Genomic DNA, 19,807 nt, shown 5'->3' with positions numbered 1-19,807 from the left:
CTTCGCCTAGCCCAGTGTCCCATGCCCTATCTGGCGTTTAATCTCAACAACGGAAACGAGTTCATTTTCGACCTGGTCGAAGATCGGCTCAGCCTCGGGCGCAATGCTCGAAACGAAATCCTGATCGAAAACGAAGGGATCTCCAGTTTCCATGCGGAACTGCTCAGGCAGGCTGACGGGCATTATGAAGTGGTGGACCTCAATTCGTCCAACGGCACCTTTGTGAACGATGAACGGGTGAAGCGGGCCACCCTCAAACCTGGCGACAAGGTCAACTTTGGGCATCTCGAAGCCCGGTTCCGGGACACCAAGCTGCCGGGTGGCGAGCGGGAGGCCCGCGGAGGCACGTCCTCCGCTGAGGAGAAACGCCGCGATGCAGAATCTCTGGAAGGCGGTCACCGCTCCACCCAGCTCATCCCCATTCCTGCGCCAGCCCCTGTTGTCGCCCCTGCCCCTGCACTGGCTTCTGGCACCGCTGGATCTCCCCCAGCCGGGGCAACCGCCCCTCCGCCTGCGCCGAATCTGGTGCCTCCCGCGGGGGCGGCACCGAGGCCCAACCTGCCCCTGCCACCCGGTGGGTCCAGGGCCCCCATTCCCGGTCAGAATGCCGGCCCCCGCCCATTGCCTCCCGGTCCCGCCGCAGGCCCTGCCCGCCCTGCCATGCCTGCCATGCCTGCCATGCCTGCCATGCCTGCCATGCCTGCCGCACCTGCCGCACCTGCCGCACCTGCCGCACCTGCCGCACCTGCCGCACCAGCCGCACCAGCCGCACCTGTCCACGGCGGTGCCCAGGTGGCCGCAAAACCGGGAATGCCCGTGCCCGGCAAACCCATGGCTCCCACACCTGGCAAGCCCGTAGCACAGGTGCCAGGACGCCCCACGGCTCCCCCCACGGGAAAACCCGTCACTCCCCCACCAGGGGCCCAGCGCCCGGGGCCGCCTGCACCCGCAGGTCCCGCCACGCGCCCGGTGGTGAGCCCGCCTGGGGCCACGATCCGTCCCACCGGGCCCCAAGTACCCACTGGAGGTGGTGCCCGTCCGCCCGGCCCAGTCCCAGGACCACAAACTCCGCAGCGTCCCGTTGGCCCCGTCATACCGGCTCGGCCTGCCGTTCCTTCACCAGGAACACAAGTCCCCGTCCCGGGCCGACCAGTTCCCCCATCATCTGGCCCTGCTCCTGCTCCTGTACAGATCGTTGTGCCTGCCCCCCAGCCAGCACCTGCCCCCGCGCCAGCTTCGGTTACCGTGCCTCCCCCCACTCCTGAATCCCAGTCAAAGGCTCATGCAGCCGTCGCGGCGTCCGCCGTGAAGATCAGCCCCGCCACTGCGCCAGTGCTGGTGGCCCCCGTGGTCACCACCGCGACGGTGGACGTCACGCCCCTGGCGGTGACCCCACCCAAGCCGAACGCCGAGACCTCGACCTCTCCCTCGACTGCGCCCACGGCCACCGCCGACAAGCCAGCACCTGCGGCATCCGCAGTGGAAGCTCCGGTTGTCGCCCTCCCCCCCATCCTCTCAGTAGCAGCCCCGCCACCGCCATCGCCAGCGCTCGCCCCTTCCTCAGGGGCCACGGCTGCCCCCGCAGCCCCCACCTCTCCCGTGTCCACCCCCCAGCCTTCCTCCCCCGCAGCGCCACCCTCACCTCCTCCCGCCTCAGCTTCCGCTCCCTCACCGCCGCCGACCGCAGTGAGCCCATCCGCACCACCACCCTCGCCCGCTGACGCGCAACTGCCCCGCCAAGGCGTGATCTCCGCTGACACCATGATGGAGAAAGTGGTCTCTCCGCCGCCTGCCCTGAATCTCTCTGCCAAGCCCCAAAACCTCGCTCCCAAACCCGCGGAAAGCGGCAGCGTGGAAAGTTCCCCGACGCCCGCCCCCCTGGCCTCCCCTGAGCCAAACCGCCCGGAACCGGCCATGCAGGGGGTCAATGAGGAGCAAGCTGCCCTGGAGACCTCGCTCGCCCAGAAGCAGCAGGCCCTCAAAGAGGCAAGTGCTCTGGAGAAGTCCCTCAGACAAGGGATGGAGGCGCTCAACTCGGAACTCCAGTCCACGCGCCAGCATCTGGATGAAGAAAATGCCCGGGCCAAAGAAACCACCGCCAAACTTGCCGCCCAGAAAGCAGAACTGGAAAAATCCATCGGGAACCTGGAGACCGAAGAAAAGCGGATTGAGGAAAAACTTGCCGTCCTTCGCTCCAGGGAAGAAGGCGCTGATCAACGGCTCGCCGAACTCGCGGCCTGCGAATCCAAACTGGAAGCAGCGACCAGGTCGCTCGAGGAAATCACGGAAAAACGATCCCGGGAAGAGGCACAGCTTCTGGAACTGACGGGTCAACGTGAGGCCAAGGAAACGACGCTCAAGGACCTGCTGGAGCGGGGCACGGCCCAGCACACCCTGGTGCAGACCCTCACCCGGCAGCAGGCCAGCCTGGAGGAGAACATCGAGCTCCTGCAGATCACCCAGGAGGACTCCCGCAAAAAAAACGAAGAACTGGAAGCCGCTGCCAAGGAGCAACAGCAACGGTTCACCGACCGGCAGGCCGAGCACGAGAAACTCCTCCACGAGCTCGAACAAAAACGGGCCTCCACCGACGCGGTGTTGAAGGATCTCCTGGCAAAGTCCTCCCAGCTCGAAATCCACCTCTCCGACCACAAAGAGGTGGAAGCCCGCCTGGCCGAAACCAGGAAACAACTGGAAGATGCTGAACTGCGGAAGAGCGAGGCGGAAAAGGCGACCACCGCCCTGCAGGAGACCCTCGCGACGAAGCAACTCGAGCACGCCAGTCTGAGCGAGCAGACGCAAGCCATCAGCAAGGAGCTGGAGGGCACCACCCAGCGTCACGTCGTGCTGGTGGAAGCCCTGGCCCGTATGACCGAGGAGGAGACCCTCCAGACGAAACGCCTGGAAAGCCTTCATCTGGAGACAGAGTCCGCCACCCTGGTGCTGGGTACCCGCAAGAAAGAAGTGGCGGAGCTGGACTCCCGTCTGACCGAACTGCAACGGCAGACCGCCTCCCTGGAGGCCCAGCTGGCCGAACAGGCCGACACAGAGCAGAAACTGGCAACGGTGCGGGAGACGCTGGACTCCTTGAACCAGAAAACCACGGAGCAACAGGCCCTGCTGGCGCAGCTCCTCTCAGACAAGGAGTCCACAGAAGCCGCCACCGCCCAGATGAAGGCCGACATGGAGGCAGACCGGCAACAGTTCGAGTCCACCCGTGCAGGCCTGGAAACCGCCACCCGCGAGCTGCAGCGCTCCCGGACTGAGCGCGCCCAGCTCGACGCGAAAACGGTGGACGTTCGCAGTGAGATCCAGGTGCTCACCACCTCCCTCGCGGTGAAGAAGAGCGAGATCGGCAGCGCCGAGCGCACGCTGGAGAGCCTGTACGGCCGCGTGGCCGCTGCCAACGAGCGGCTCGCCGAACTGGAGAAGATCGAGGAACGTCTGCAGCAGGCTCTGGTCTCCCTGAAAGCTGCTGAAAAGCAGCGCGATGCGGAGGAGAAGAAACTCGTGGACCTGGAAATGCAGCGTGAAACGCTGCGCCGTGAGGTCATCACGGTCGCAGAACAGGAGAAACTGGGCCGCTCCCGCCTGGAGGATCACACCCGCAGGCTGGAGAGTGGGGAGGCCCAGCTCCAGGAAGTGCAGCAGAAGGCGGACGCGCTGACCGCGCAGATCAACACCCAGGAGGTCGAACTCGTGCAACTGGAGCGCAAGCTCCAGGCCACCATCGATGAGGAAAAAGCCATCCGCGCCGGCATGCCCGAGCTCAATGCCGAGATGACCGCCGCCCAGGCCACCCTGCAAACCCTGCTGGGCCAGCGCAGCGAGGCAGAAAGCCTGGCGCTCAACCTCGCCAAAGAAGCCGCCAACACCCAGAAGAAGCTGGCGGAGCTGGCGGAGCAAAGCGCCGCCCTGGTAGAGGAGAAGGCGCGGCGGGAACGCGAACTCGCCGACCTGCAGCACGCGATCGAAAACCAGGAGCAGAGCATTCAAAAAGTGCTGGATGCGGGCACCACGGCGGGCCAGAAGCTCAACGAGCTGCAGACCAGGATTCAGGAGCACGAGAAGCTGCTCGCTGACGCGTCTGAAAAGCACGAACTCTACCTCAAACAACTGCATGAGGAGGAGGCCGGCCTCAGCGCCAGCATCGAGGCCCTCAGGAAACAACACTCCAGTCATGAGTCCTTCGTGCTGGAAGCGCAGGCACGCCTGCTGGAGACGGAGAACCGCATGCAGTCACTCACACAGAGCGGCGACCGGATCCTCTCCCTCCATGAGGCCACATCGCAGGCAGAGGCACGCCGCCGTGACGCCGAGGCCCGGCTGAGCCAGTTCTCGGAGCTGGAGCTCTCCCTTCAGGTCAGGCTGAACAGCCTTCAGGAAACGGTGAAGAAGGAGAACCAGCGCCTGGACCAGTTGCGGCACGAGCGCGAGGAAGTGGAGACCGATGTACAGAAGAGCCTCGACAAGGCCAGCCGCGATGCCGAGGATGTCAAGAAGAAGCTCGCCAACGAGATCCGCGCCGAGGAGGCCCTGCTGGTCTCCCGGATGAAGGAGCGCAACCGGGAGCTGCTGGAGAAGCATGAGGAGCTCAAACACAAGCTCTCCTCCAGCACAGAGGAGCAGACGATCATCTTCTTCGCAGGGGATGTCATCAAGCGGCTCGATCTCGTGGAAAATCTCATCCAGCGTTACGAGCGCGAACCCAACCCCGCCGGGGTCGTGCAGCAACTGCGCACCCTGCGGGCTTCCTTTGAGGACATCCTGGCCCAGCATGGTGTCACCGAGTTCAAGGTCCGCCCCGACACGGAAGTGGACATTGCCCTGCGCCAGCGCATCGCGGTGGTGGAAAACCGGAGCGGCACCGGGAAGACCCGCGTGACGGAATGCTACCGGCCCGGCTACCTCTACGCACCGGGAGACGGGCGCGAGATCGTCCTCCGCAAAGTGGAGGTAAAGACCTCCAGCGAGTAGCCTTGCCGGGCGGTGCCCCACCCGGCGCGCCGCTTAGTCCGACGGTCCCCGTCGGTTGCGGGAGCGGAGGGAGGCAGCGTGGGAGGTTTGTTAGGCCGTGATGAGGTCTGCGGCGTCAGGGGTGGCGCGTGGCAAGCGGGGCGCTTGCCCTACAGGGTGTCTGGGGCGGGTTGGGTGAGCGAAGGTCTTTGGGGGTCTGTTCCCGGCCCCGGATTCAACCACCCTGGGTCTGTAGGGCGACCGCTTCGGTTGCCTCCGTCAGGGGTGGCGCGCGGCAAGCGGGGCGCTTGCCCTACAGGGTGTCCGGGGCAGGGGTTGGGCGCGCAAGAGTCATGGGTGCTCTGTTCCCGACCCCGGATCCAACCACCTTGGGTTGTAGGGCGACCGCCTCGGTTGCCTCAGTCAGGGGTGGGGCGTGGCAAGCGGGGCGCTTGCCCTACAGGGTGTCCGGGGGGGGTTGGGGGCGCGAAGGTCTTTGGGTGTTCTGTTTCCGGCCCCGGATTCAACCACCTTGGGTTGTAGGGCGACCGCTTCGGTTGCCTCATCAGGGGTGGCACGCGGCAAGCGGGGCGCTTGCCCTACAGGGTGTCCGGGGGGGGGTTGGGGGCGCGAAGGTCTTTGGGGGCTCATTTCCCGACCCCGGATTCAACCACCCTGGGTTTGTAGGGCGACCGCTTCGGTTGCCTCAGTCAGGGGTGGCGCGCGGCAAGCGGGGCGCTTGCCCTACAGGGTGTCAGGGGTGGGTTGGGTGTGCGAGGGTCTCTGGGAGTTCTGTTCCCGCCCCCGGATTCAACCACACTGGGTTGTAGGGCGACCGCTTCGGTTGTCTCAGTCAGGGGTGGCGCGTGGCAAGCGGGGCGCTTGCCCTACAGGGCGTCTGGGGCGGGTTGGGTGTGCGAAGGTCTTTGGGTGTTCTGTTCCCCAACCCGCGTCCAACCACCCTGGGTTGTAGGGCGACCGCCTCGGTTGCCTCATCAGGGGTGGGGCGCGGCAAGCGGGGCGCTTGCCCTACAGGGTGTCAGGGGTGGGTTGGGTGTACGAAGGTCTTTGGGGGCTCATTTCCCGACCCCGGATCCAACCCCCCTGGGTTGTAGGGCGACCGCTTCGGTTGCCTCAGTCAGGCCTCGATCACGAACGGCAACTCCTGCCGTTCCTCTGGATCGACACCGATGTGATAGGGCCAATCCTGCCAGTGCTTCACCAGACCCGCGCGCACGGGATTCTCCCTGATGTAGTGCCACTTGGCGTCGGCCGATTCTGCCGAGCGCAAAAGCCGATCAAAACACCCGGTTTGCCATGCCCATTTCGCAGCCAAGGATTGGCGCATCCACCGTTTGATAGCTCCCGCGAAATTGCCCACGGATTCATAGCGATCATGTGGAACAGCCAGCACATGGATGTGGTCGGGCATCAACGTTGCAGAGCGAACAATCCAACGTCCTTCCATCCGGTTGGCAGCATCGAGGAAGGCGGTCATAGCCTCCGGATTGGCCAGCACCTTGTGTCGATCTTGCACGCAAAAGGTGATGAAATAAATCACCGCCTTTTCCACAGGTAAGAGCACGGGAATACGGGGCGGATGCGCCATGATTTTTCGATAGCAACGAGTTGAAGTTTGCGCAAGGGGTTGGTGGAGGTGCCGCCGGAGATTTTTGGCGCGACGGGAGGTGCAAAGCGCAGAGACCGTTGGGTGTTCTTTTTCTGAACGAGTGGCCGGATGTCCTGGGTCTGTAGGGCGACCGCTTCGGTTGCCTCATCAGGGGTGGCGCGTGGCAAGCGGGGCGCTTGCCCTACAGGGTGTCAGGGGTGGGTTGGGTGTGCGAAGGTCTCTGGGTGTTCTGTTCCCCAACCCGCGTCCAACCACCCTGGGTTGTAGGGCGACCGCTTCGGTTGCCTCATCAGGGGTGGCACGCGGCAAGCGGGGCGCTTGCCCTACAGGGTGTCCGGGGGGGGTTGGGGGCGCGAAGGTCTTTGGGGGTTCTTTTACCAGACCCGGATTCAACCCCCCTGGGTTGTAGGGCGACCGCTTCGGTTGCCTCATCAGGGGTGGCGCGTGGCAAGCGGGGCGCTTGCCCTACAGGCGTCAGGGGCGGGTTGGGGGCGCGAAGGTCTTTGGGGGTTCCGTCTTCGTCCGCGGATCCAGCCATCTTGGGTTGTAGGGCGACCGCTTCGGTTGCCTCAGTCAGGGGTGGGGCGTGGCAAGCGGGGCGCTTGCCCTACAGGGTGTCCGGGGTGGGTTGGGTGTACGAAGGTCTTTGGGGGCTCATTTCCCGACCCCGGATTCAACCACCCTGGGTTGTAGGGCGACCGCTCCGGTTGTCTCAGTCAGGGGTGGCGCGCGGCAAGCGGGGCGCTTGCCCTACAGGGTGTCCGGGGTGGGTTGGGTGTGCGAAGGTCTTTGGGTGCTCTGTTCCCGACCCCGAATTCAACCAGCCTGGCCTATTGAAACTTGATGAGGTCGTCGAGAAGGCGAGGCCCTCAGACGCTTCAGCTAGTGCCTGCCAAGGAACTGGCGCATGCAGTCCCCCCTCTTCTGCGACACCATCGACACCCTTTTTGGAGTTTTTACGAAAAACGACTATTAACGACTATTTTACATATAGTACTCATTTTGAGGATCATACGCCAAAAACTGGCATATATCATGTGCATCTACTTGGGCACCGCTGGATGACCCAGGCCCTTGGAGGGGTGCAGCAGATAGCCTCTTCCCCTGGCCCGGACCACTGCCGCTTTCCCCCAGGCGGAAGCGCCGGGGGTTCAGGAGACCACCCACACCTTGGCCAAGTGGAGACTATCCACTCACCTACCCTGCTCCAACCTTACTCAACACCGCCCTTATTTTCCACACATCCGCCTCAGATCCAACACCATACGCCAAATACACGCCAAATAGACGATTTTCGTAAAACCTTCAAAAAGGGTGTCGATGGTGTCGCAACCCAGCGACGGCCCCCTCCCCCTCAAGTCTGATGTCTGGTGTCTGGCAGTCTGGTGTCTTATGTCTGGTGTCTTCTCTTAGAACGCCTTGATCCCCTGCAACGAAGCAAAGCTCACCCTGCGCATGATCTGCTGGAAATCAGACATCCAGGCCACCTTGGCGAGCGTCTCGGTGGTGGCGGCGTACAGGGCGCTCTGCAGGCCATTTTTGCCGATGGGCCGGGCGACGACGTACTCGCGATCCAGGAAGGGCTGGATGGCCCAGCGGGGCATGGCAGCGATGCCGCGACGGCTGGCCACCAACTGCAAAATGGCGACTGTGAGCTCCGTGGCGCGACGCTTGGCGGGATCGATCCGCGCCGGGATCAGCACCTCGCGCATCACGTCAATGCGATCATCCGGAATGGGATAGGTCACGAGCGTTTCTGTAGCGAAGTCCCTGGCTGTGAGATACGGCTTCCGGGTCAGCGGATGCTCCTTGGCCAGCAAGGCGGAAACTTCATACCGGAAAAGCGGATGGTAGGCGGTGTGAGGCCGCTTGATCGCATGGGAGACGATGACCAGATCCGCCCGGTCCTCATGAAGCAGGCCGATGGGATCAGCGTGAAACCCTGAAACCAGATCCTGCTCCACCTCGGGCCAGCGTTCACGAAAGGCATCCATGGACGGCATGAGCCAGTCGAAGCACGAATGACACTCCACCGCGATCCGGAGCTGGCCGGTGCTCCCGCCGGCGATCCTGGCCAGATCCCGCTCTGCATCTGCCATCTGCTGCTCCATGGAACGGGCCAGTTCCAGCAGCCGCTGCCCGGCAGGCGTGAGCTTCACCGGCATGGTCTTGCGCTCAAAGAGTGGCAGCCCGCAGAGCTCCTCCATCACCCGGACCTGGTGCGACACGGCAGGCTGGCTGAGGTGCAGACGCTCCGCCGCCTTGGACAGGCTGTGCGTGTCCACAATGGCCGAGATGGTGCGGAGATGACGAAACTCCAGGGTGGATGAGGTTCCGGAAATCATAAATCAGATGAATGCGAAGCCTCAATACAATGAATTGGATGAAACCGCAAGACGGTTGAATGCTTCCGATTCATGACTGCGATCAAAACACACACCCTCGGCTACCCGCGCATCGGAGAGCAACGTGAACTGAAAAAGGCCACTGAGTCCTACTGGAAGGGCAGGCTGGCGCTGGACGAGCTGCTGGCCACCGGCAGGAAGCTGCGGGAGACCAACTGGAGGAAACAACAGGCGGCAGGGATCGACCTGATTCCGGTCAACGATTTCTCCTTCTACGACCAGACGCTCGACCTGAGCTGCCTCGTGGGCAACGTGCCCCCGCGGTTCCAGTGGCAGGGCGGCCAGACGGATGCCAACACGGTGTTCACTGTGGCCCGCGGCACCCAGGGGGGCGCGTCCCCCGTGGCTCATACGCACGGCGCTGACTGTGGCTGCGAGAGCAAGGGCGTCTCCACCTATGCCAGTGAGATGACCAAGTGGTTTGACACGAACTACCACTACATTGTGCCGGAGTTCCGGGCTGAGACGAAGTTCACCCTGAGCAGCACCAAGGTGTTTGACGAGTTCGCGGAAGCAAAAGCGCTCGGCATCAATGCCAAGCCGGTGCTCGTGGGACCGGTGACCTACCTCTCCCTCGGCAAGGTTCAAGACGTCAACCATCCCGACTTCGACCCGTTCACGCTGCTGGACGATCTGCTGGGCGTCTATGAGCAGGTCATCAGCCGGCTGGCCGCCGCCGGGGCACAGTGGATCCAGCTTGATGAGCCGGTCTTCTCCCTGGATCTCACAGAGAAACAACTGGCCGCGCTGAAGAGCAGCTACGAGCGCCTCTCCAAGGCCAAAGGCTCGGCCAAACTGATCGTCACCACCTACTTCGGTGGTGTGCGTGGCAATCTGGATGCCTACCTGGCCCTCCCGGTGGAGGCCCTGCACTTCGACTTCGTGCGCGGCGCAGAGGACATCGACGCCGTGCTGGCCAAGTTCCCGCAGGACAAGATCCTCTCCGTGGGCATTGTGGAAGGCCGCAACATCTGGAAGAACCACTACGACGCCTCCCTGGAAGTGCTCGCTAAAGCCCGCGCCGCAGTGGGAGCCGACCGACTGTGGGTGGCCCCGTCCTGCTCGCTCATGCACTCCCCCGTCACGCTGGCGAATGAGCCCAAGCTGGATGATGAACTGAAGAACTGGCTGGCCTTTGCTGATCAGAAACTGGCCGAGGTGGTGGACCTGCGCCAGCTCCTGGACGGCACCGGCGCAATCGACAAGCTGGCAGCCAACCAGGCTGCCGCCGCCTCCCGCAAGGCCAGCAAGCGCATCCACAACGAGGCGGTGAAATCCCGCCTGGCCGCGGTGCAGGCCTCTGACTACGAGCGGGCCTCCGCCTTCCCTGCCCGCCAGCAGCAGCAGGCGGCCAAGCTGCAGTTGCCCGAGTTCCCCACGACCACGATCGGCTCCTTCCCCCAAACCGCCGAGGTGCGCAAGGCGCGCGCCCAGTGGAAAAAAGGCGAGCTGAGTGACGAGGCTTATGACCAGTTCCTCAAGGAGGAAACCGCCAGATGCGTGGCCTGGCAGGATGAGATCGGCATCGACATGCCGGTGCATGGCGAGTTCGAGCGCAACGACATGGTGGAGTACTTCGGCGAGAACCTGGAAGGGTTCGCCTTCACCAGCAACGGCTGGGTCCAGAGCTACGGCAGCCGCTATGTGAAACCGCCGATCATCTTTGGCGATGTGAGCCGCCCGAAACCCATGACCACCTACTGGTCTGAGTACGCCCAGTCCCTCACCAAGCGCCCCATGAAGGGCATGCTCACCGGCCCGGTGACGATCCTCCAGTGGAGCTTCGTGCGCGATGACCAGCCGCGCTCCGTGACCACCCACCAGATCGGCCTGGCCATCCGGGATGAAGTGGTGGACCTCGAAAAGGCCGGCATCGCTGCCATCCAGATCGATGAACCCGCGATCCGCGAAGGGCTGCCTCTGCGTCGCCATGACTGGGATCACTACCTGGACTGGGCGGTCAAGGCCTTCCGCCTGAGCGCCAGCGGGGTGAAGGATGACACCCAGATTCACACGCACATGTGCTACTCGGAGTTCAATGACATTATCAAGTCCATCGCGGACATGGATGCCGATGTCATCACCATCGAGACCTCCCGCTCCAACATGGAGCTGCTGGACGCGTTCGTTGGTTTCCAGTATCCCAACGAAATCGGGCCGGGTGTGTATGACATCCACTCCCCGCGCGTGCCGACTGAGGAGGAGATGGTGCGACTGATGAGCAAGGCCGAGGCCGTGCTGCCCCGTCGCAATCTCTGGGTGAATCCGGACTGTGGATTGAAGACCCGCGGGTGGGAGGAGGTGAAACCTTCCCTCATCCACATGGTGGCGGCCGCCCGCACGCTGCGCGCGGCCCAGCCTGCCGCCGTCTAAGCCCGCCCCACCCCGCAGACCGTGGAGGGGAAGGCAACTCCCCTCCACGGTCTCATCGTGCCCCTCTCCACCTCACTCCTGCTGGCGGCCCGTTCTCCACTGAGTCTCCCATCTCCCCGTCTATCATGCACATCCGCGACATCCTCCAGGCCTCCAGACCGTCGCTGTCATTCGAGTTCTTCCCCCCCAACACCACGGAGGGTCGCGACCGCTTGAACGACACCATTGAGCAACTCAGCGCCTGCAAGCCTGACTTCCTGAGCATCACCTACGGGGCTGGCGGCTCCACGCGCCACGCCACGATGCAGCTCGTGGAACACGTCAAGCGCACCACCACGCTGCCCCCCATCCCGCACCTCACCTGCGTGAATCACCGGCGCGAGGAAATAGACACCCTGCTGAGCCACTATGCCGCGCAGGGCATCTGCAACATCCTGGCCCTGCGCGGGGATGCCCCGCGCAACCTGCCCGACTACGATCACAGCCAGGACTACTGCGTGCAGTGTGTCGATCTGGTCCGGCACATTCAGAACTTCAACCAAAGCGGCACCCACCCGGACCGGCGGGGGTTCGGCATTGGCGTGGCAGGCTTTCCCGAAGGTCACCCCGGCACTCCCAACCGGCTGCTGGAGATGGACCATCTCAAAGCCAAGATCGACGCCGGTGCCGACTACATCTGCACGCAGCTCTTCTTTGACAATCGCGACTTCCACGACTTTTGCGAGCGTTGCGAACTGGCGGGCATACGGGTCCCCATCCTGGCGGGCATCCTGCCTGTCACCAGCCTCAGCGGGTTGAGACGCATGGCAGAGCTGGCGGGCGGCGCCCGGGTCCCGGCCCGCTTGCTGAAGGCCCTCATGAAAGTCCAGCACGATCCCGCTGCCGTGCTGGAGGTGGGCCTTCATCATGCCACAGAGCAATGCTCCGAGCTGCTCCACCACGGCGTGTCGGGCATTCACCTGTACACCCTCAACCAGGCAGGTCCCATTCTGGAGATCCTTAAAAGACTGGGCGGCCCGAAAGGGGGAGCTCCCCCATCCGAAATGGAAGCGGGAAAGATTGGTTCATGAAACATTGCCCCACAGGCCGGGTGCAGCGAGCGGCTGCACCCGGCGTCTGTGCATGAAAGACAGGCGCGGTGAATACCGGCCTGCAGGAGGTCAGACCTAGAACTTCCACTCAAAGCCGCCGTAGAAGGAAACCGGCTCGCCAGGATGGAAGACTCGTGCCGGACCAAAAGCGGTTCTCGCGTCAGCGATGGGCTCAGCGGACGAGGCATAATTCTCGTCCGTCAAGTTGCGCGCCTCTGCAAAGATGGTCCAGCCTTTGGAGCTGCGGTAACCGAGGCGAACGCCCAGAATCGCATAGCTGTCAGCATAGAGGCTGTTGGCATAATCCGCAGGCACACGCGAGACCCACTGGAAGTTGGGCCCGAAATAGATGCCATTGCTGAGTTCCAACAGGAGCTCGGCGCGGTAGAAGAACTCCGGGGCCCCCGCGAGGTGATTGTCGCCATAGGCATCGCTGTCATCGAACCGGAAGTCATTCCAGTTGAACACCTGCTTCAAGGTGAGCTTGTCCCCACCTTGCAGTTGGACCGGCGCCACCGCCTTGGGCGACTTCGCGCTGGTCACCACCGGTGCTGGGCTGCTCTGCCACAAAATGGCGTCGAGCCCGAGCTCCACCCCCTGATGATGGGTGTCCGGACCGTTGACGGTACCGAGAGGATTGCCTGCGGCATCGTTTACCGTGAGGAGTTCATCGTTCAGCCAGGAGTAGTAGTAGGCAAGCTCCCATTTGAAGCGGCCGGCTTCTCCCCGCGTCCCCACTTCCACCGTGGTGGCGGTCTGCGCATCAATATCCCGCGTCAGGACATCGCCAGACGGGCCGCCCAGGCCAACCGTCTCCACTGCCGTCGGCGGCTCAAAGCTGCGACTGACGTTGGCGAAGAACTGGCTCTGCGGACTCACTTCATAGAGCAGGCCCAGTTTGGGGCTGAAACCATAGTAATCCTGATCTCGCGACTGGTCCCCGTTGGGGTCACTGTTGAAGTTGTCATCGAAGTTGCGCACGGAATAGGTGAAAGAAGAACCGACCAGCACGGAGAGCTTGTCTGTGAGGTAATGTTGCTCCTCCGCATAGAGGTCGTAGTTCACCGCGGTGAAGTCTCCGTCGGCGACGTGGGGACCGTGCCTGCCGAAGTCGTTCTCCAGACGTTCATCGTGAAGAAACGTCACCGCAGGAGTGAAGCCCAATGTGAAGCGATTTTTGCGCCCCAGCCAGTCTTCCTCACTCAGATAGCGCAACTCCCCGCCGAAGCTGTCGTAGGTGCCGATGCGCACGCCCAGGCCGTTCAGGAAATAAGGGTTCCAGAAGAGCGGGTGATCCAGCTCGAAGTGGGTGTAGTAGAGGCTGCCTTCCAGGCGGTGCGTCTCGTCCAGCTTCAAAGTGGTCTTGTTCGCAATACGGAACCAGTCAACGTCCCGTCCCTGGTCGAAGGCGATCGCGTCAGGATCCGCAGCGCGGGGTGAGTTCTCGATCTCCGACTTGGTCAGGTTGCCAGGCAGGTCGGAACGGCTGCGCACGTAGGTGAGAAAGAAGCGCGTCTCCAGGTCATCACTGATGCGATAACCGAAGTTCCCGTAGAAGCGCTCATTGTCCATCTGGGAGTGCTCCTGGAACCCCTCCCGGCTCATGAACGAGCCGCTGACATAGTAGTCCAGAGGGCCGCTCACACCGCCGCCACTGAGCTGCGCATTGTAGTAGTTGAAGCTGCCGGCTTCAAAACGCACGCGGAAAGGGTCCGCATCATAACCTGTGGGGCTCACGAAATTGACGGCACCACCGAGCGTGGTAGAGCCGTAGCGCAGCGCGTTGGATCCCCGCCAGATCTCCACATATCTCAGAGAGAGTGGATCAATGGACTGAAAATCTCCAAATCCGTCTGCGAGGCTCACCGGCACGCCGTCCTGCAGGATCTTGATGCCACGCAGGTGATAGCCCAGATCCAGTCCGCTGCCGCGGATGGAGAGCTTCACCTCATCGCCATCGCTGCCGCGGGCAGGTGCATAGACCCCAGGCACGCTTTTGAAGACGTCCTCAAAGCTGGAAGACCGGCCAATGCGATACTCCTCTGCATCCACCACCGAGGTGTTGCCCGGGGTGCGGGCCAGATTCTCCCTGGCGGCCTCCACTGAGGGGACGGTGAGAGAGGGAGACTCCTTGGTGCCAGTGACGGTGACCTCTGGAAGGGTCGCGGTGGGAGCGGGCGGGGGCGTGGATGGCTGCTGGGCTCCAAGGGGCAGGATGCCCATGGATGCCACGGCCAGGATGGTCTGGTGTTTCATGAGTGATGTCGTTGTTGTCTTGGTTGAGAGGGGAGTTTGGGACCTGGGGGAGTTCAGGAAATAGCGGAACGATCGGGGCCAACCGGTGATCCGGAAAAGGTGCGACCCGCCCTGCCGCCAAAACGGTGGCGTCAGGACGGGCCGCGGTATCCGGGGCACTCTGCTCAGTTACCCGAAAGACTGCGTGGTCATGCAGGGAGAAATGCGGCGATGACACGACCACGCGGAAAGTGTGGATCTGGGAAATCAGGGTGGGCAATACCCAGCTGCCTTGTCAGCCCGTGCCAGGGAGTTGGGCACGGAGCGTGAGGGCGGTTTCGCATGAGGCTGTCACCCTTGAGCAACCGTGCCTGCATGCGGGCTGTTCATCCCTGCTGTAGGGATGAGATCTCAGGCCGCGATTTTGGGCGGAGGCACTGGGGGCAGAATGTCCCAGCGGTAATAGTGCGGCGAGCAGGCGGGATGTTGCGAGACAGCGCTGCCATGGCACCAGGCAGGGCCCGGCAACACGGCGGCAGACGCGACTCCCAGCCATTTGGCGACAGCGCCCTGCTCCATATTGGAAGCAGGTTGCTTCTTCTGAGACTCCCCTTCCTTCTCTGCCGAAATCTTTTTGCACATGGCGCAGGGGTGCCCGCCATCGAAGGTGTCCTTGATCGCCACCACCAGCCCTCTGTCCTCAGAGTAAGTCTGCAACATCTTCGCCCAGGCCACCATCTGAAGCGCACCCCAATGTCCGCCCACCAGATGGAGAGCGGCAATGAGGCACACCAGCGTATGGAGGCAGCGTTTCAAGCGGTGGGAGAGTAAGTGGCGATGAAGGACAATGTCAACGAGAGTTAGGAGGTGACTTCTGGGAGAACCTTTTTTGGGGAAATAGTGACGCGCCCCCTCCCTTTCCCTTTAGAAGAGCGGGTTGACGGGATGCATTGGGCGTGTTCTAGATAGCGCCTCTGTGAAACGCTGGCTCACTACCGCCATTTGCATCCTGACCGCTCTGCACCTGACGGGTGGATCTTGGGGATGGTTGCAGTTGGTGGCCTGGAGCCGGATGCTACAGGACTATTCCCGGGAGAAAGGGCTGGTGCTGGCAGTGAAGGAGACCTTCGACGGTGAGCACCCGTGCTCCATGTGCCTGGATCTGCAGGAACGCCGTGAGACGGACGCGCAGAGCGATCCGCTCCGCCAGTACAAGGTGGAAAAGCCCTGCCAGATGCTGGCCGCAGTGGTCCATACGGAGGTGCCACAGAGCCCCCCGGCCGGTGATGCCGCCACGCCAGCCTATGATGGCCGCCCTGGGTGTGAGACCCAGTGGATGACGCGGCCGCCCACCCCGCCCCCGCGGCGTGATGGTCACTTCATGTCCGTGGCTTGATCCTAAACAAGCCGTCAGACCCCGACCATTTCCCCTGGTCACCCACGCAACAACTCGTGCCTGCACGCCCCGGCAGCAGCGCACCCTTGTAGCCTGCTGAGACAGATCCTCCCCTCCTGCTGCTGGGCCTATGCCCCCATCGGGCGAAGTGCGTGATCGTCGCCGACGGAATCATCTTTTCTCGAACGACTGCCCGGACCCCGGGCTGCCGCATCCACTTCATCCAGTTATCTCATCATTCTCAACGTGAAAACTTCACACTCCCTTTTTGCCAACGTCGTCACCGCTTCCGCCCTGGCGGCAGCGCTCACCCCTCAACCCGCCCGCTCCCAGGCCGCGCCGGATCAGGCCACCCAGCTTCCCACAGTGGAGGTTACCGCCTCCAGCGTGGAGCGCACCTATGCTCCTGCGGAGGCCACTTCAGCCACCAAGACAGACACCCCGCTCAAAGATCTGCCCGCCTCCGTCCAGGTGGTGCCCAAGGAAATCCTTCAGGATCGAGGAGTCACCCGAGTGTCCCAGATGGTGGAAAACGTAAGCGGCGTGCGTGCCGAGTCCAGCTATGGCGGCAACGGCGCGACGTTCTTCAACATCCGCGGCTTTACCACCAGCAATTCCCTGCGGGACGGCTTCCGCAACTACGGCTATTTCACCTACCGGGATGTCCAGGCGATCGAGCGTGTGGAAGTGCTCAAGGGACCGGCAGGCGCCCTCTACGGCGGCGTGGGCTCCGTGGGCGGCTACATCAATACCGTGTCCAAGCGGCCATTCGACGTTCAGGCAGGTGAGTTCAGCATCACCTCCGGCAGCTACGGCCTGCTCCGCCCCACGCTGGATTGGAACCAGCCCCTGGGAGACGATGTCAGTCTGCGGCTCAACAGCGCGTATGAGCACAACGACGGCTACCGCGACCGCTCCGGCTACGACGCATTCTCCATCGCCCCCGCCATCAAGTGGGACATCACAGACGACACCACCCTGCTGGTGCTGCTGGAGTACAATCGCCTGGAGCGTGAGGCATTCGACTTCGGCGTGCCGAACCTCCCCGGCTACACCCGCTTCCCGCGCAAGGGCTACTATGGTCTGCCGCACGACTATGGCGTGAACGAGACCTACTCCGCATCGCTGATCCTTGAGCATGAGTTCAACGACAACTGGAAGCTGCGCCTGGGCGGCCACTACACTTACGGCACCCAGGATTCCACCCAGACCTTCCCGGACAACTATCTGTATGAGGGAGGGGACATTCTTCCCTTCACCTCTTATCTGGATGTGAGTGAGGAAGCCACGGACTTCTCGGTCCAGGCGGAACTTTTGGGCTCGTTTGAGACCGGTGCGATCAAGCACAGCCTGCTGGTTGGCACTGAGTACAGCTATCTCAACGATGGCGGCAGCCCCAATGACCGCTACACCTTCAACATGAGCCTGAGCCATCCCGGGCGCATCTCTGACTACGGCTACTCCAGCACCAGCGGTGGGGTGAGAAGAGCCCAGGCCCAGACCTTCGGCATCTACCTGTCAGACCTCATTGAGCTCACGCCGCAGTGGAAGATCCTGCTTGGGGCACGTGAAGACTGGTTCTTCAATGAAACCCAGACATGGAACAAAGAAACCGTGCAGAAAGCTGACGAAGCCCGCTTCTCAAGCCGTGCAGGGCTGGTCTGGCAGCCGGTGGATGCGACCTCGCTCTACTTCTCATACGGCAAGAGCTACATCCCGAACATCAACCACAGCTCCAGCAACACCATCTATGATGCAGAGAAGGGAGAGCAGTTTGAGGTGGGCATCAAGCAGGACCTCATCAAGGACCGTCTCAGCGCCAATCTGGCGGTCTATGACCTGACGCGTGAGGGGGTCCTGGTGTCTGACCCCACTGACCCGGAGAATCTGATTCAGACGGGTGAACGCCGCAGCCGCGGCATTGAGCTGGATCTGGCCGGTGAAATCGCTCCTGGCTGGAAGATGATCGCCAGCTATGCCTACACCGATACCGAGGTCGTCAGTGACACGGTGCTGCCGGTGGGCCAGCCTCTCTCCAACGTTCCCCTGCACAGCGGCAGCATCTGGACCACCTACCAGATCCAGAGCGGCGCTCTCAAGGGCTTTGGCCTCGGAGCCGGGCTCTACTACACAGGCGACCGGGAGGCGAATCTGCCCAACACCTATGAACTGCCCGCCTACTGGCGCACCGATGCCACGGTGTTCTACGAGCGGGACAACTGGAAGTTCCAGGTCAACTTCCTGAATGTGTTTGACCGGGACTACTACACGGGCGGCGAGGCGGGCGCGTTCAACTACACCCTGGATCCCAGCCAGCCCTTCAGCGTGCAGGCCAGCATCACCTACAAGTTCTAGGATTCATGAAGAAGCCCATGCCATCGCCGGATCAGTCCACGCTCCACCGCTGGCTCTGGCGGTGGCATGGTTATGCAGGGTTGTTTGTCATCCCCTTCCTGTTCTTCATGTCACTCACCGGGCTCCCCTATGTGTGGCAGCATGAACTGGAAGACTGGCTGCACCCGGAGTACCGCGCCCTGAAGCCGCAGGCCACCAGGGTGTCCTATGAGCAGCAGCTGGGGGCCGCCCGCGCTGCCTGCCAGGGGAAGCCTCTGGGCTCTGTGAAAGTGGACGGCGACCCCCACCATGCCTCCCAGTTCTGGTTCGGGGAATGGAGCAATCCCACCTCCGTGTTGGTGAACCCCTACACGGGTGAAGTCATCACCACCATCGATGAGTGGACGCGCCTCAGCTTTGCCGCCATCTCCCTGCACGGCCTCACCTTCGCCGAGCCTTATGGGAGCTGGCTCCTCGAACTGCTGGCCTGCTGGGGCATCATCCTCTGCTTCACTGGCGTGTACCTCTGGTGGCCCCGCGGTCGCCAGTGGAGCGTGTGGGGCACCTTTCTGCCCCGCCTGAGCGGCCTGGGACGCCAGCGCTGGCGGGACCTTCACGCCGTGGGTGGCTTCTACCTTTCCGCCATTCTGGCCCTCTATCTCCTCACAGGCCTGCCGTGGACGGCCTTCTGGGGCGGCAAGCTCTTCACCGGGATTCAGGAAGCAACAGGACAGGAGTACCCCCACTGCATGCTGGACAACGCCGGTCACGAGAGCCTCCCCCCCACCCCGGACGCCCGGCCGCTGCCGCTGGATGCCTTTGTGCAGTTTGCCCTCGCGCAGAACCTTCCCGGTCCCCTGGAGATCAGTCTGCCGCCCGGCCCTTCCGGCACGGTACACGTGCGCAACCGGAATGGAGACACGGCACTGGAGACCCACTACCAGCTCAACACTTACACCGCAGAGGTGCTGGCCCAGGCTGGATGGAACACGATGCCCGCCACGCAGAAAGCTGTGTCCATGGGCATCGACATGCATGAAGGCAAGCTCTTCGGCCGTCTCAACCAGATCCTCTCCACCACGCTCGCCCTGCTCTTCATGCTCATCTCTGGCGCTGCCGCCATGATGTGGTGGCGACGCCGTCCCCAAGGGAGACTGGACCTGCCGCAATGGGTGCGCACACCGCGCCTCCCGGGAGTGGTGAAATTCAGCCTCGCCACAGCGGCACTCTTCATGCCCATGTTCGGCATCACCGTACTCGCCTTTGCCCTGGCGGAGAGAGGGTTCACCCGGCGCAACGCCCGGGCCGTGAGCGCATGAGCAGCTCACCCGCCACCACTGCGCCTGCTCTTGGAATCTGTTTGGAGAAAGAAGCCGTGGGGGGGTGT

General features: G+C 62.9%; 10 protein-coding genes. 6 read left to right on the top strand and 4 right to left on the bottom strand.

Annotated elements, in window-relative coordinates:
• Positions 1-21: 21 nt before the first annotated feature.
• Entirely contained in the window at positions 22-4,977 is a 4,956-nt protein-coding gene (gene grpE, locus VSP_RS40715) for a nucleotide exchange factor GrpE (protein ID WP_081452428.1), read from the top strand.
• A gap of 1,117 nt (positions 4,978-6,094) precedes the next feature.
• On the opposite strand, the gene VSP_RS06595 is transcribed toward grpE, so the two are convergent.
• Complete coding sequence (locus VSP_RS06595) at positions 6,095-6,565, bottom strand: transposase (protein WP_009959554.1); 471 nt, start codon at positions 6,563-6,565, stop codon at positions 6,095-6,097.
• 1,430 nt (positions 6,566-7,995) lie between these two features.
• A complete protein-coding gene (locus VSP_RS06590; RefSeq protein ID WP_009959553.1) occupies positions 7,996-8,931 on the bottom strand; it encodes a LysR family transcriptional regulator in 936 nt (311 codons plus the stop codon).
• Between the two features lie 72 nt (positions 8,932-9,003).
• On the opposite strand from VSP_RS06590, the gene metE reads away from it, so the two are divergent.
• Positions 9,004-11,364 (top strand): 5-methyltetrahydropteroyltriglutamate--homocysteine S-methyltransferase, encoded by a 2,361-nt coding sequence (gene metE / locus VSP_RS06585; RefSeq protein WP_009959552.1) that lies wholly within the window; start codon positions 9,004-9,006, stop codon positions 11,362-11,364.
• A 125-nt stretch (positions 11,365-11,489) separates the two neighbouring features.
• Positions 11,490-12,434, top strand: a complete 945-nt coding sequence (gene metF, locus VSP_RS06580) for a methylenetetrahydrofolate reductase [NAD(P)H] (protein ID WP_009959551.1) — start codon at positions 11,490-11,492, stop codon at positions 12,432-12,434.
• A 96-nt stretch (positions 12,435-12,530) separates the two neighbouring features.
• On the opposite strand, the gene VSP_RS06575 is transcribed toward metF, so the two are convergent.
• Positions 12,531-14,711, bottom strand: coding sequence for a TonB-dependent receptor family protein (locus VSP_RS06575; protein WP_009959549.1), 2,181 nt, complete (start codon positions 14,709-14,711; stop codon positions 12,531-12,533).
• 390 nt (positions 14,712-15,101) lie between these two features.
• Entirely contained in the window at positions 15,102-15,506 is a 405-nt protein-coding gene (locus VSP_RS06570) for a hypothetical protein (protein ID WP_009959548.1), read from the bottom strand.
• 160 nt (positions 15,507-15,666) lie between these two features.
• Here VSP_RS06570 and VSP_RS06565 point away from each other — a divergent pair, with 160 nt between their 5' ends.
• The 3 genes from VSP_RS06565 (at position 15,667) to VSP_RS06555 (ending at position 19,739) form a co-directional block, all read left to right on the top strand.
• Positions 15,667-16,086 (top strand): hypothetical protein, encoded by a 420-nt coding sequence (locus VSP_RS06565; RefSeq protein ID WP_009959547.1) that lies wholly within the window; start codon positions 15,667-15,669, stop codon positions 16,084-16,086.
• A 246-nt stretch (positions 16,087-16,332) separates the two neighbouring features.
• A complete protein-coding gene (locus tag VSP_RS34180) occupies positions 16,333-18,441 on the top strand; it encodes a TonB-dependent siderophore receptor (protein WP_009959546.1) in 2,109 nt (702 codons plus the stop codon).
• Between the two features lie 5 nt (positions 18,442-18,446).
• A complete protein-coding gene (locus tag VSP_RS06555) occupies positions 18,447-19,739 on the top strand; it encodes a PepSY-associated TM helix domain-containing protein (protein ID WP_009959545.1) in 1,293 nt (430 codons plus the stop codon).
• Positions 19,740-19,807 lie beyond the last annotated feature (68 nt).

Source organism: Verrucomicrobium spinosum DSM 4136 = JCM 18804 (assembly GCF_000172155.1).
Lineage (GTDB): Bacteria > Verrucomicrobiota > Verrucomicrobiia > Verrucomicrobiales > Verrucomicrobiaceae > Verrucomicrobium > Verrucomicrobium spinosum.
This window is presented reverse-complemented; position numbering and strand designations above follow the sequence as displayed.

Excerpts from the sequence above, each read along its gene's own strand:
- VSP_RS06595 (WP_009959554.1), bottom strand. The coding sequence starts at position 6,565 with ATGGCGCATCCGCCCCGTATTCCCGTGCTCTTACCTGTGGAAAAGGCG.
- VSP_RS06575 (WP_009959549.1), bottom strand. The coding sequence starts at position 14,711 with ATGAAACACCAGACCATCCTGGCCGTGGCATCCATGGGCATCCTGCCC.
- metE (WP_009959552.1), top strand. The coding sequence starts at position 9,004 with ATGACTGCGATCAAAACACACACCCTCGGCTACCCGCGCATCGGAGAG.
- VSP_RS06590 (WP_009959553.1), bottom strand. The coding sequence starts at position 8,931 with ATGATTTCCGGAACCTCATCCACCCTGGAGTTTCGTCATCTCCGCACC.
- grpE (WP_081452428.1), top strand. The coding sequence starts at position 22 with ATGCCCTATCTGGCGTTTAATCTCAACAACGGAAACGAGTTCATTTTC.
- VSP_RS06555 (WP_009959545.1), top strand. The coding sequence starts at position 18,447 with ATGAAGAAGCCCATGCCATCGCCGGATCAGTCCACGCTCCACCGCTGG.
- metF (WP_009959551.1), top strand. The coding sequence starts at position 11,490 with ATGCACATCCGCGACATCCTCCAGGCCTCCAGACCGTCGCTGTCATTC.